This is a genomic window from Streptomyces triticagri (genome assembly GCF_003429565.1).
Classification (GTDB): Bacteria; Actinomycetota; Actinomycetes; order Streptomycetales; family Streptomycetaceae; genus Streptomyces; species Streptomyces triticagri.
Genome location: NZ_QUAK01000045.1, coordinates 1 through 11,981, shown reverse-complemented (window position 1 = coordinate 11,981; position 11,981 = coordinate 1). Strand labels below are relative to the sequence as shown.

The following is an 11,981-nucleotide window of genomic DNA, read 5'->3' as shown; positions in this document are numbered from 1 at the left end:
AACCAGCGCACCCACGTGGTGCGTTCCGAGCGCACCCCGGTCACGCCGGCCGGCAGCCGTCGGCCGCCGCATCCGGAGCACGCCGGGCGCACCACCCCTGCCCGGCCGCTGACCGGCGGCTGAGCCGAAGACCGCGGGGACGGTACGCACAACCTCTCCCCCGCAGACGCGAGCCCCGGCCTCCTTCGCCGGGAGCCGGGGCACGCGTGTCTTCGGGTCCGGGCGTTCAGCCCTTCCAGCAGCGGGTCACGGTGCCGTCGCTGACCTCGAAGTTCAGCCGTCCCGAGCGGTATTCCATGGTCACGATCGCGCCGGGCGGGAGGGCTCTGACGGTGCCCCAGCCGCGCTCGCGCGCCTGGGCTTCGGCCGCTTCCGCGGCGAGTCCGACATAGCTGTCGGGGGCGTCCTGAGGGTCTGCGGACGGTGTCGGTATCGGTGCCATGACGCCACCGTAGGCGGACCGGGGCGGCGGGGGAAACAGCAGCGGGTAACCGCTTCTTCTGCCGTTCCCGTAGCACCACGGTCACGCTTCTGTCACAGCGTCCCGGGCGGTGACTATTCCCTGCCCCGGGCCTTGTGCGAGCGGATTCGAATTCGGATTCCGAGGGGCGGGTACGGTGCCGGGGAATTCCGATCCACGTGCGTCATCGGCCGGTCGGACTTCCGTCGACCGCCTATTCGGAAATGCGGTCGAGAGCGCGGGAGAGCCGGTCGCGGGTCGCCCTGACGTGATCGTTCAGCTCGGCCGGTTCGAGGATCTGGAACTCGAAGCCCATCAGGGCGACATGGATCACCATGACGTCCAGGCTCGCGGCGCCGGTACGCAGCAGACAGCTGTCGGAACCCTCCGCCTCGAGTACGCCGGCCGACGGGCTGATCGCGCGGGCCGCCTCGTCGTACGGCACCAGGAGCCGTACCAGTGCCTGCTCGGCGTAGACACGGTTGGCGACCCCCTGGGACACGTAGGCGGCGAGGTCGTCTGCGGGCGGGGTGCGGGGCGAGAAGCGCGGCCCGTGCGGGGGTTTGGGGGTGATGCGGTCGGCCCGGAAGGTGCGCCAGTCGTCGCGGTCCAGGTCCCAGGCGACCAGGTACCAGCGGTGCTCGGTGCAGACCAGGCGGTGCGGTTCGACCGTGCGCCGGCTGGTGTCGCCTTCGTGGCTGCGGTACTCGAAGCGGAGGCGTTCGTTGTCGCGGCAGGCGGCGGCGAGCTCGGTGAGTATCTCCGGCTCGACGGTCGAGGGCCCCGCGCCGCCGCGCAGCATCGGGACGGTGAAGGCGTTCAGGGTGCCGACCCTGCGGCGCAGCCGGCTCGGCAGCACCTGCTCCAGCTTGGACAGCGCCCGTACCGAGGTCTCGCCGATGCCCTCGATGCCCTGGCCCGCGGCGGTGCGCAGGCCCACGGCGACGGCGACCGCCTCGTCGTCGTCGAGGAGCAGCGGCGGCATCTCGGCGCCGACGCCGAGCTGGTAGCCGCCGCCAGTGCCGGGGCTGGCGTTCACCGGATAGCCGAGCTCGCGCAGCCGGTCCACGTCGCGCCGTACGGTGCGCGGGGTGACGCCGAGCCGGTCGGCCAGGTCGGCGCCCGACCACTCGCGGTGGGCCTGCAGCAGTGAGAGCAGGCGAAGCAGTCGTGCCGAGGTCTCCAACATGGGGCCGAGTCTGCCAGCCCTTGCGGACAGGGACGTTCCGCAAGGGCTGGGCCGGAGCAGCGCCGGACTCCGTCAGTCGACGGCCTGGACGCGGATCGCCAGGTCGTTGTCGCCCGTGTAGTACGGGCCGGCCTCGAGCAGCGCCGCACTGCCCTCCGGGCGGCCGAGCCGGGACGCCGGATAGCTGAAGATCTGCTTCTTCTCCGCGACGTCGTCGAGCAGCCGGGCCAGGCGCACCGAGGGGCCGGTCGACCCGGCGGGGCGCAGCCACAGATCCCAGGGGCCGTCCTGTTCGGCGAGCGCCCGGTAGTCGATCGTCCAGACGAACTCCGGTCCCCGGGTGTCGAGTTCGCCGTGGTGCACGAGGGACGGCTCCCTCCGGCTGCGGGCCTCCGCATGCGCGGCCGGGCCGAGCGCGATGCCGTAGACCCGTCCGCGCACCGTCAACTCGTGTCCGCAGACGGTGAGTTCACCGGCCTCGGCGTGCGGTGCCCGGTGCCAGGCGCGGACGGTGAGATTGCCGTGCTTGGTGGCGTACGGGATGCGTACGGCGACATGGCCGCGGGCGCCGCTGGGTGCGCGGTCGACGAGCGAGCGCAGGTCGTTGACGCCCGGCATCAGGCGCCGCGGCGTGCGGTCGCCGTGCTCGACGAAGGAGTCCCAGCGCCCCTCGGGCAGTCCGACGCTGCTGGGCAGTACGGCCCGCAGCCGGCCCTCGGCGACCGGGGTCAGCGGGAGGCGCACCTCGTCGTCGCCGCTGCGCAGGCGCAGCAGCAGATGCGAGGGGACCTCGGGGCGGTGCCCGCCGGGCTCGCGGACGTCGAAAGTCAGTCCCCCGGCCGAGTCAGCCACGCAGTCGGCGGTCGGCGGCACGGTGGGCTCCCGGTCGGTGTGGTCGGCGTGCGGCAGTGCCACGGTCATCTCGGGAGCCTCCTGTTCAGTGCGGTACGACCGGCGTCGTGGGCCGCGTACGCACCGCCGAGCAGGGTGCCCCGCGCGCGGTGCAGGCTGCCGCGCATCCGGCCGAGCCGGGTGCCGGACCGCCCGGCCGCGGTGAGGTCGTGGAAGAGCGACTCGTAGCGCTCGGCGATCCGGCTGGGGTCGAAGCGCCGGGAGTCCGCGAGCGCGGCGTGCGACATCCGCTCGCGCAGCGGGTCGTCGTTGATCAGCTCGAGGAGTCCGCGGGAGATGGCACGGACGTCGCCGACCGGGACGAGGCGTCCGTCGACACCATTGTCGATGATCTCGCCCGGTCCGTGCGGGCAGTTCGTGGACACCACGGGCAGTCCGCAGCGCATGGCCTCGACGATCGTCATGCCGAACGATTCGAGGCTGGAGGTGACGGCGGCGACGGAACCCTTGGCCCACTCGGGGTCGATGGGGTGTGCGGGTCCCATCAGGAACACGTGGTTGTACAGGCCGAGTTCGTCGATCAGGGTGCGCAGCCGGTCCTTCTGCGCGCCGCCGCCGTAGATCCGCAGACGCCAGTCGGGGCGCTCCCTGCGGACCTGGTCGAAGGCCCTGACGAGGAGGTCGTAGCGCTTGACGGGGGCGAGCCGGCCGGCCGCGACGACCCATTTGCCGGAGCCGTCGGCGGGGGCGACCCCTGGTTCCGGCACCGGGTTCGGCACTGCCTGGATGCGGACGCCCGGCAGCCGCATCCGGCCGCGGTACGCGGCCGCGTCCGCCTCGGTGGTCGTGGTGAGCGCGTCGAGCCGCGGGTACACCGCGCGCAGCTGGGCACGCAGGGCCCTCGAGTGGCTGTCCAGGGTGAGGTGCTCCTGGCCGATGCGGAGCGGGCCGCGGCGGGTCTGGCGGGCCAGGTGGACGTTCAGGCCGGGCCGGGTGCCGATGACGACATCGGCCTCGGTGCTCGCGAGGTGGTCGGCGAGCCGGTGGTCGGTCAGCTCGCTGTACTGGTCGAAGCGCCCCTCGGCGGACGGGAAGTGACGTGCGGGCCGGCGGTGTGCCGCGCTGTCCCCCTCGTAGCCGGCGGTTCCCTTGCGCAGGTCGACCAGGTGTCGCACGCGTACCCGCGCGGACGGTGTGAAGACCGGCGCGTCGCGGTGCCGGTGCACCGAGACGATCTCGACGTCGTGCTGCTCGGCCAGGGTGTTGGCCAGGTTGTACGTGGTACGGATCGTCCCCCCGATTCCGTACGCGTTGTGTATCAGGAATGAGATGTGCATTGATCCCCGTATCCCATGATCCGTGCGGACAGTCCCCCGAAGTCCGCCTAGCACTGGGTCAGACCGGATTCGGGATGCGGGGGTTGGGTCCCAACATCATCTTGTGCCTGAACGGTTGCGCCATCGATAGCCGGAAATGGGAACCCTTCGGGGGCAAAACGCATCAGTGGGTGTGTCCGCCGCTGCCGGCCCCGGGTACCCGGCCTCAGGGCCGGTAGCCGAGCTGCGGCACCTCGAAGCAGTTGGCGGTCATGTCCCCGCCCTGGGTGACCCAGCCCTTGCCGTCCTTCCAGCGGGCGGCGGAGACGCAGCTGCGGCGGGTCTCCGGGGGCCGGGCGCGCTCCTCGAAGCGGACCGGGAGCAGCAGCCCCCGGGCGTCGTAGGCCTTGTCGCGGTTGAGGTAGCGCTCCAGACAGGCTCCGGTCACCTCGGATCCGCAGGACTTGGCGGCGTCGGTGAACCACATCGCCGCGGCCCAGCCCTCCAGCTGCCACTGCGAGTGGGTGTCGCTGTCCTCGGTGGCGGTGCGGAACTCCCGGACGGCCTTGTGGCCGGTCTCGTCGTGATTGCGGCTCGATCCGGTCACCCAGAGGGCGTTGCGGCAGTGCGGGGCGTCCTTGTAGTCCTTCTCGACCGAGGAGTTCCAGTTCTGCGCGTTGGTGACCTTGGCGGTGACGCGGGCGCCGACGTCGTCCATGGCCGCGCAGAGCCGGGCGTTGCCGTGGCTGTCGACGGCGTCGAAGACCAGGTCGACGTCCTGCTCCTCGAGATCGGCGGCCACCGCCCGGAAGTTGGGCAGCGCGAAGTCGACCTGCTCGGTGACGACCCGGTAGCCCTCGGCCTTCAGGCCCCGGGTCACCAGACGTGCGTAGGCGGCCGATGCGGGTTGGTTGTACGAGACGACCGCGGCGGTACGGGCGCCGTGCTCGCGCTTGAAGTAGCGGTAGACCTCGGTCCCGCCGTACAGCTCGCCCCGCCAGCCGGGCTTGCCGCCGTTGCGCGGGGCGAGGCTGCCGTAGATCGAGTAGAGGTGCGGATAGGTGTCGTAGGCCGGTCCGACGGGCTGGCCGCCGATGTCCGGGACGCCCGCGTCGGACACCCGCTTCGCGCCGGCGTAGTCGAGGACGGTGGTGGCGACGAGGGCCACCACCTTCTTCTCGTCGAGGAGTTCGTGCACACAGGCGTTGTTGCCGACGCCGCTGCCGCCGTCGTCGCAGGTGTGCACCTCGATACGGCGGCCGGCGATGCCGCCGCGGTCGTTGAGCCGCTCGAAGTAGGCCTTGGCGCCGTCCCGCGGACCGGTGAAGGCATCGCCGCCGACCGGGCTGGTCTCGCTCGCCAGGATCCCCACCCGGAGCGGGCCGCGGTCCCCCGCGGGCGGCTCGGACCCCGCCGGCCGCCCGGTGAAGTCGCTCTCCGGCAGTCGGCTTCCGCAGGCCGCGGTCAGCAGCAGCAGTACGGCCGCGGCCAGTGATCCGAGACCGCGTGCCCTCCCCCGGCCGGCCATGCCGGACTCAGCAGCCCGGGCCGGGCGACTCGTTGCCGCTGAGCTGGACCAGGGCGCAGAGCGTCTTGACCGAGACCTTCCAGGTGTCGTCCTGGAGGACGGCGGTGCCCGAGGCGTCGGGCATCACGGTGGCGCCCTCGAGGCTGAGCGTGTACGTCACATCGGCATCGGTGGCCGAGGTGAACTCGACCTCGTCCGCCTTCGCCTGCACCTGCTGCCCGCGCTCGTCGCCGTTGAAGGACTGCAGGACCTTGCGCATCTTGGCACCGTTCTCGAGGAGCTCCTCCTTGTCCTTCATCGCGGTCTTCGGGTCGAAGAACTTCTCCCAGTTCTCCTTGACCTCCTTCTCGGCCGCGGCGGGATCGGCCGGAGCGGTCGCGTCCGTGTCGGGGGCGTCCTCGTCGGGCGCCTCCGCGTCGGGGGTGTCTCCTCCGTTCGCGCCGCCGTCCGCGGTCTCCTCGACCGACGGTTCGGGCGGCGGGGCGTCGCCGCCGCCCCCGCTGTCGTCGCCGCAGGCCGTCAGGCCCGCGCCTGCCAGCAGGATCGCGGCGGCCGCCCAGGCCGTGGTCCGCGTCCTGCGGGTCCGTCGCCCCGTTGTCCCGAGGTCCATCTGGCTCACCGCCGGGTGTCTGCCGGGCCCATGACGGCCCGGTGCTTTCAGGGTCAGCTCGCAGAAGGCATAGTGCAAGCGATCGGCTGACATGAACAGAGCCGACATGAACAGATACGGGCCGAATTCCCCAGGGGGCACGGATGCCGACTGTCCGAACGCTCAGCGCGCACCCCGCCCGGTGGGCGGGCCCCGCCGTTCTGGCCGTCGGCGCGGTGCTCTGCGTCATCGGCTGGTACGGGGTCTCCGGCGAGCGTTTCACGGCACGTCAGATCCCGTATCTGGCGTCCTGTTCGCTGCCCGGTGCGGCCCTGATCGTCGCGGGTGCGGTGCTCCTCGCGCAGTCCAGGAACCTCCGGGCCGCGGACCGGGTGGAGGAGTTGTACCGGCTCCTGGTGACCTCGGCGCCGGACGCGCCCGACCGTACGGGCCGGCTGCCGGTGGCGACGAGCGATGAGCTGGTACGGGTGCCGGGCGGCACCCTGTGGCACCGGGCGGACTGTCCGCTGGCCGCCGGGAAACCGGATGTGGTGCGGCTCGACGACGGCGGCCGGCCCGCCGGTGCCGGCGCCGACGAGACGTACGACGGCCTGACCCCGTGCCCGGTGTGCGAACCGGACAGCGGCCCCGAGCCGGCCACCGCCCCGGAGTCCTGAGGCATGGCCTCACTGAGCTACGACCTCACGCTCGCGGGCATCGGGGTCGGCAGCGCGGCCGCGCTGACCGGCATCGGCCTGATCGTCACCTATCGCGCCACCGGGGTCCTCAACCTCGCGCACGGAGCGATCGCCATGGTCTGCGCGTACGTCCTGCGCCAGCTCACCGTGGAGTGGGGTCTGCCGCTGTGGTGCGGCGCGCTGCTCACCCTCCTGGTGGTGGCCCCCGGCATCGGACTCCTCCTGGAACGGGCGGTGTTCCGGCCGCTCGCCGTGCTCGGCGGGGATCCCGCCCAGACTCTGGTCGCCTCGATCGGGGTCTTCGTGCTTCTGGTCGGCGGCGCGACCCTGCTGTGGGGTCAGGGCGCCCACTCGGACGCGCCCGAACTCATCGGCTCCGGGGCCTGGGGACAGCTCGCCGTGGCCCTGCTGCTCGCCGCGGCGGTGTGGGCCGTGACGCAGCGGACCCGGTTCGGCGGTGAACTGCGGGCCGTGGTGGACAACCGGCAGCTCGCGGTGCTCGGCGGCATCGACGCGAACCGGGTGGCGGCGGCCGGCTGGGCCTTCGGCTCCTTCACCGCGGGCCTGACCGGGGTGCTGCTCGCCCCGCTGGTGCGCCTCGACCCGTACGGACTGCCGCTGCTGGTGATGGAGGTGGTGGCCGTGGCGGTCGGGGCGGGGATGCGCAGTCTGCCGGCGGCGCTCGCCATCGCCCTCGGACTCGGCGTCGTACAGAGCCAGTTGACGCGGCTGCATCCGTCCGGCTGGGGCGAGCCGCTGCTGCAGGCCGTCGGCGCCAACCTGTTCGTGGTGGCGCTGCTCGTGGCGGCGCTCGTGCTGCCCGGGGTGGGGGCGCGCGGGGCGCTGCCGCGTACGGCGAGCGCACGGGTGCCCACTCCGCCGGGTGCCTGGATCGTGGCGGGTGTGATGTTCCTGCTGCCGCTCGGGTTCGCCGGATCGGATCTGCAGACGGCGGTTCAGGTGCCGGCGCTCGCGGTGATCCTGCTGTCCCTGGTCGTGGTGACCGGGCGCGGCGGCCAGATCTCGCTCGGGCAGGCCGCGTACGCCGGCCTCGGCGCGCTCTTCACCGCGCTGCTCGCGGCCGGCCGGTTCCCCGGGCTGCCCGGGGTGCCGACGCTGGTCGCGCTGGGGCTCGCCGTGCTCCTGGTGGCGCCGCTCGGGCTGCTCACCGGGTGGCCGGCGATCCGGCGGCACGGTCTCGCCCTGGCGCTCGCCACCTTCGCGGTGGGCGTGGGGGTGAGCCGTTTCGTCTTCGACCAGCCGTACGCGACGTCCGGGCTCACGCTCGACCGTCCGGCCGGCTTCGAGGACGACCGGGTGTTCTACGTACTCGAACTGGTGCTGCTGTGCGGGGCGTTGCTCGCGGCGGCGGCCCTTCGCCGAGGGCGGACCGGGCGGGCGCTCGCGGCGATGCGGGACCACGAGGCGGGAGCGGCGGCGGCCGGCGTTGCGGTGCCGCGGCTCAAGCTGGCCGCGTTCGTGGCGGGTGCGGCGCTCGCCGCGCTCGGCGGCGGCCTGCTCGGCCTCGGGTTCCGGGCCTTCGACCCGTCCGCGTACGACCCGGTGCGCGGGCTCCTCTGGTTCGCGGCGGTGGTGGTGCTCGGTTCGGACTCGCTGCTCGGCGCAACCGCCGCGGCAGCCCTGCTCGTCGGTCTTGACGCGGGGACTCGCGGCGGGGTCGCGGCGGCCCTCATCGGGGTGCTCGCGGTACTGGTCGGCCGGTTCCCCGGCGGTCCGTACGAGGCGGTGCGCGCGGCCGCCGCACGACTGCGGACGGCCCCGGGAGCCGTACTGACTCCGCTGGGCGAGCGGGTACGGGCAGGCCTTGCGCCAGAAAGACCCGCCGCAGAGGCCCGTGTCACCTCCTCCGAGCCGGTGCCCCTGCGCCCCTCGGGAGCGTCCGCCCGCCGTCCGCGGGCACCGCTCACGGCGCACCGGCTCACCGTCGCCTACGACGGGTTCACGGCTCTCGACGACGTCGGCCTGACCCTCGCGCCGGGCACGGTGACCGCCGTGGTGGGCCCCAACGGCGCGGGAAAGAGCACCCTCTTCCACTGTCTGTCCGGCACGCTGCGGCCGGGCTCGGGGCACGTGGAGTTCGACGGCCAGGACATCACACGCCGCCCCGCGCACGCCCGCACCCGCCTCGGCATCGCCCGCACCTTCCAACAGCTCGCCGTCTTCGAGTCGTTGAGCGTCGCGGACAACGTACGGGTGGGCGCCGAGCAGGGCCGCACCCGCGATCCGGGCTCGGTGACCCGCGCCCTGCGCCTGACCGGCCTGGACACCGCCGGGCTACGGGACCGGCCGGCCGCGGACCTGCCCACCGGCACGCTGCGCCGCGTCGAGCTGGCGAGGGCGCTGGCCGGCGACCCGTACGTCCTGCTCCTGGACGAGCCGGCCGCGGGCCTGGACTCCGCCGAGGCCGAGAGGCTCTCCCGGATGCTCGCGGCGCTGGCCGCGGAGGGCATGGCCCTGCTCGTGGTGGAGCACGACCTGGACCTGGTCGCCACCGTCGCCGACACGGTGCACGTGCTGACCGCCGGACGGATCACCGACTCGGGCCCGCCCGACGCCGTGCTCGCCCGTGCGGCACACGCTGCCGGTGGGTCCCGTGCTGCCGGTGAGGTCCGTGCGGCGGCGGACCAGCGGGAGGCCGGATCGCCGGCCGCACGGGAGGAGCCCGGCACATGACCCGCGAACTCGAACTGCGCGACGTACGCCTGCGATACGGACCGCTCGAGGCGCTGCACGGCATCGGCCTCGCGGTGCCGGCCGGCGCCACCACCGTCCTGGTCGGCCGCAACGGCTCGGGGCGCAGCAGTGTGCTGCGCGCGGTGGCCGGCACGGTACGGCTCTCCGGCGGCTCCGTACGGTGGCGGGGGCAGGACGTGACGCGGTGGCCGGCCCACGAACGGGCGCGCCGCGGCCTGGTGTTCGTCCCCGAGCGGCAGGCCGTCTTCGCCTCCCTGAGCGTCGCGGAGAACCTCGCACTGCCGGTCCGGCACCGCGACACGGCCCCCGCACTCGACGCGTATCCCGAACTGGCCCCGCTGCTGCACCGCACCGCGGCCACGCTCTCCGGCGGCGAACAGCGGATGCTCGCCCTCGGCCGTGCGCTGCTCGCGCGCCCGCGGCTGCTCGTCGTCGACGAGCCCACCCAGGGCATGTCCCCCGCCGTCGCGGAGCGTACGTACCGGCTCCTTGCCGGACTCGACGCGACGGTGCTGCTGGCCGAACAGCGGCTGCCACCCGGGCCGCAGGGCGGTGCGACCGCGCAGCGACCCGTAATCGTGCACGAACTGCGGCGGGGCACGGTGGTGTTCAGCGGGGAGGCGGCGGGAACACGGCGGAGGCCGTAGCGGCGGCGGGAGTTCGGGCGGGGCTGCGGGGCCGGCGGGCATGAACACCGCCCGGCCCCGCAGCAGTTGATCCGGCCGCCGGTCTACCCGGCCGGAATCACCAGTCGGGTGCCGATCGCGAGGCGGTCCGGATGGCTGCCGACGGCCTTGCGGTTGGCGTCGTAGACGGCCTTCCAGCCGCCCTTGACGTCGTAGCGCCGGGCGATCGCGGAGAGCGTCTCGCCCGCCTTGACGACATGGACCTGCTCGCGCCCCTCGAGCCCGTACCGCTTGGAGCAGACCGGCCAGGCCTTCCAGCCCTGGGACTTCAGGACGCGCTCCGCGACGGCGATCTGCTGCGCGCGGGTGGCGAGATCGGCGCGCTTGGCGTACTCGAGGCCGCCGTGCTCCTCCCAGGTCGGCTGCCAGAACTGGAGCCCGCCGTAGTAGCCGTTGCCGGTGTTGATGTGCCAGCGGCCGCTGCTCTCGCATTCGGCGATGCAGTCCCACACCGAATCGCGCTTGCACTCGCGGACAGCACCCGGGGCGGCGACGCCCGGTGCCCCGTGCCCGGGGCCGGGCGGTGGCGGTGGCGCGGCGGCCGCGGCGCCGAACGACGTACAGGAGAACAGTCCGGAGAGCAGGGCCACGGTCCAGAGACGCTTGTTCGACATCGCGTCAAACTAAGCAGCCGTCCCGCACCCGCCGGACCGCCGCGCCTGCCGGCGGCCCACCCCACCCGGTCGGATGACCGGATGGGGCGACCATACGGACGCATCGGCTCCGTCCGGGGTCCGCGGGTACGGCCACGGCCGGAGAACCGTCGAATTCCAGCCACCCACTTCATTCGCCGATATCGGTATTTGTCGACCTGTCGCCCGAGTGACCCGGAGGGGCCCCGACGAGGCCAATTTCCCTGCTCAGGACGGTTGTTGGAGCACGGACACCGCCTCAGGCCGGAGCCTCACCCTCCGCCGCGGATGATGCGATTCCGTTCCCTCCGCCGCGTTACTTGCCCCACCGGTCGTCCGTTGTGTTCTTCATGGGCCGGGAAAGCCCGGCATCGCGACGCNACCGGTCGTCCGTTGTGTTCTTCATGGGCCGGGAAAGCCCGGCATCGCGACGCACCGAATTCCGAGGAGCAACCGTGCAGCGCATGCTCGACGTCAGCGACGACGTACGCGCCGAGATCGGCGACGCAGAGGCGGACCGGCTGCTCGCCGGGGACACCGCCCCCGGTGCCTACGACTGCACCTCGTGCCGCACCCCGGGCGACTCCGGACAGGAGCGCACCAGCACCGTGCTCTTCGTCGGCGAGGAGACCGCCGTCCTCGCCTTCGCCCACGCCGGCTGTCTGCCGTCCCAGGTGGTGCCGGTCGCCGAGGAGCAGCTCCAGGGCGCCGTACGCTCCATCACCGGCGAGGAGCCGCAGGCGCCGACCGTCGCCCCGCCGCCGCAGCAGGCCGCACCCGAGCAGACCGCTCCCGACCAGGCCGTGCTCGGCGTGACCAGCGGCCTCGTGCTCCTCGACGGCGTGCTGCACCCGGCCCTCGTCGTGGAGCCGACCGGCCCCGTCGCCCGCCCCGGGTCCACCGAGCCGGGTGACGACTTCCTGCCCCTCCTGATCGAGCAGGGCTTCATGCCCGTGCCGCAGCTCGTCCGCGCCCCGGCGCCCCTGCACGGCTGGTCCGTGCTCCTTGCCATGGGCCAGCTGCACGCCCTGCTGCAGCCCGGTGTCGGCGGCGGCCCGGCCGTCTCCTGGTGGCAGGCGCACCAGCCGCTGCAGGTCACCGACGGCTGGCGGACGGCCGCGACGAAGCTGGGCTCGGTCCTGGTGTTCGCCGCTCCGGCCGGCTCGATCGGCCGCCAGTCGCGCGAGGACCTGCTGCGCGACGCCCTGGACAAGGCCGCGGCCAACGGCCAGTTGGTGGCCGCCGCCATGCCGCTCGCCGGGACCTGACCCCGGCGTCGGACGCGGCAGGGGCCGCCGGCCCAGGGCACGAACCCC

11 protein-coding genes and 1 pseudogene are annotated in these 11,981 nt (G+C 73.4%); 5 read left to right on the top strand and 7 right to left on the bottom strand.

Features of this window, described 5'->3' with window-relative positions; translation table 11 throughout:
- A pseudogene (locus DY218_RS35930) lies at window positions 1-123 on the top strand (phosphatase PAP2 family protein); the annotation flags it as partial.
- A 103-nt stretch (window positions 124-226) separates the two neighbouring features.
- Here the strand turns inward: DY218_RS35930 and DY218_RS08830 are convergent.
- From DY218_RS08830 to DY218_RS08805, 6 genes are all read right to left on the bottom strand, one after another.
- The gene (locus DY218_RS08830; RefSeq protein WP_128555370.1) at window positions 227-442 is read right to left on the bottom strand and encodes an I78 family peptidase inhibitor; all 216 of its coding nucleotides are present in this window, start codon (window positions 440-442) and stop codon (window positions 227-229) included.
- A 232-nt stretch (window positions 443-674) separates the two neighbouring features.
- A complete protein-coding gene (locus DY218_RS08825) occupies window positions 675-1,649 on the bottom strand; it encodes a helix-turn-helix transcriptional regulator (protein ID WP_128555369.1) in 975 nt (324 codons plus the stop codon).
- 72 nt (window positions 1,650-1,721) lie between these two features.
- Window positions 1,722-2,570, bottom strand: a complete 849-nt coding sequence (locus DY218_RS08820; protein WP_128555368.1) for a hypothetical protein — start codon at window positions 2,568-2,570, stop codon at window positions 1,722-1,724.
- Window positions 2,567-3,838 (bottom strand): glycosyltransferase family 4 protein, encoded by a 1,272-nt coding sequence (locus DY218_RS08815; protein WP_128555367.1) that lies wholly within the window; start codon window positions 3,836-3,838, stop codon window positions 2,567-2,569. Before DY218_RS08815 ends, DY218_RS08820 begins: the two co-directional genes overlap by 4 nt.
- A 205-nt stretch (window positions 3,839-4,043) precedes the next feature.
- Window positions 4,044-5,345: an ABC transporter substrate-binding protein gene (locus tag DY218_RS08810; protein WP_128555366.1), complete on the bottom strand. Its 1,302-nt coding sequence runs from the start codon at window positions 5,343-5,345 to the stop codon at window positions 4,044-4,046.
- Window positions 5,346-5,352: 7 nt separating this feature from the next.
- Window positions 5,353-5,955 carry a hypothetical protein gene (locus tag DY218_RS08805; protein WP_128555371.1) on the bottom strand — a complete coding sequence of 201 codons (603 nt, stop codon included), beginning with the start codon at window positions 5,953-5,955 and terminating at the stop codon, window positions 5,353-5,355.
- A gap of 143 nt (window positions 5,956-6,098) precedes the next feature.
- Between DY218_RS08805 and DY218_RS08800 the strand changes: the two genes are divergently transcribed.
- From DY218_RS08800 to DY218_RS08790, 3 genes are read left to right on the top strand one after another with little or no spacing between them, the layout of a single operon-like run.
- Window positions 6,099-6,611, top strand: coding sequence for a hypothetical protein (locus DY218_RS08800; RefSeq protein WP_128555365.1), 513 nt, complete (start codon window positions 6,099-6,101; stop codon window positions 6,609-6,611).
- A 3-nt stretch (window positions 6,612-6,614) separates the two neighbouring features.
- On the top strand, window positions 6,615-9,326 hold the full coding sequence (locus tag DY218_RS08795; RefSeq protein WP_128555364.1) for an ABC transporter permease subunit: 2,712 nt from the start codon (window positions 6,615-6,617) through the stop codon (window positions 9,324-9,326).
- Window positions 9,323-9,994, top strand: a complete 672-nt coding sequence (locus DY218_RS08790) for an ABC transporter ATP-binding protein (protein ID WP_128555363.1) — start codon at window positions 9,323-9,325, stop codon at window positions 9,992-9,994. Before DY218_RS08795 ends, DY218_RS08790 begins: the two co-directional genes overlap by 4 nt.
- A gap of 83 nt (window positions 9,995-10,077) precedes the next feature.
- Here the strand turns inward: DY218_RS08790 and DY218_RS08785 are convergent, their stop codons facing one another.
- Entirely contained in the window at window positions 10,078-10,647 is a 570-nt protein-coding gene (locus DY218_RS08785; protein ID WP_128555362.1) for a LysM peptidoglycan-binding domain-containing protein, read from the bottom strand.
- 473 nt (window positions 10,648-11,120) lie between these two features.
- Here DY218_RS08785 and DY218_RS08780 point away from each other — a divergent pair, with 473 nt between their 5' ends.
- On the top strand, window positions 11,121-11,933 hold the full coding sequence (locus tag DY218_RS08780; protein WP_128555361.1) for a hypothetical protein: 813 nt from the start codon (window positions 11,121-11,123) through the stop codon (window positions 11,931-11,933).
- Window positions 11,934-11,981 lie beyond the last annotated feature (48 nt).

Bases quoted from the DNA above. Each gene is read 5' to 3' on its own strand.
- DY218_RS08830 (WP_128555370.1), bottom strand. From the start codon at position 442: ATGGCACCGATACCGACACCGTCCGCAGACCCTCAGGACGCCCCCGAC.
- DY218_RS08825 (WP_128555369.1), bottom strand. From the start codon at position 1,649: ATGTTGGAGACCTCGGCACGACTGCTTCGCCTGCTCTCACTGCTGCAG.
- DY218_RS08820 (WP_128555368.1), bottom strand. From the start codon at position 2,570: ATGACCGTGGCACTGCCGCACGCCGACCACACCGACCGGGAGCCCACC.
- DY218_RS08815 (WP_128555367.1), bottom strand. From the start codon at position 3,838: ATGCACATCTCATTCCTGATACACAACGCGTACGGAATCGGGGGGACG.
- DY218_RS08810 (WP_128555366.1), bottom strand. From the start codon at position 5,345: ATGGCCGGCCGGGGGAGGGCACGCGGTCTCGGATCACTGGCCGCGGCC.
- DY218_RS08805 (WP_128555371.1), bottom strand. From the start codon at position 5,955: ATGGACCTCGGGACAACGGGGCGACGGACCCGCAGGACGCGGACCACG.
- DY218_RS08800 (WP_128555365.1), top strand. From the start codon at position 6,099: ATGCCGACTGTCCGAACGCTCAGCGCGCACCCCGCCCGGTGGGCGGGC.
- DY218_RS08795 (WP_128555364.1), top strand. From the start codon at position 6,615: ATGGCCTCACTGAGCTACGACCTCACGCTCGCGGGCATCGGGGTCGGC.
- DY218_RS08790 (WP_128555363.1), top strand. From the start codon at position 9,323: ATGACCCGCGAACTCGAACTGCGCGACGTACGCCTGCGATACGGACCG.
- DY218_RS08785 (WP_128555362.1), bottom strand. From the start codon at position 10,647: ATGTCGAACAAGCGTCTCTGGACCGTGGCCCTGCTCTCCGGACTGTTC.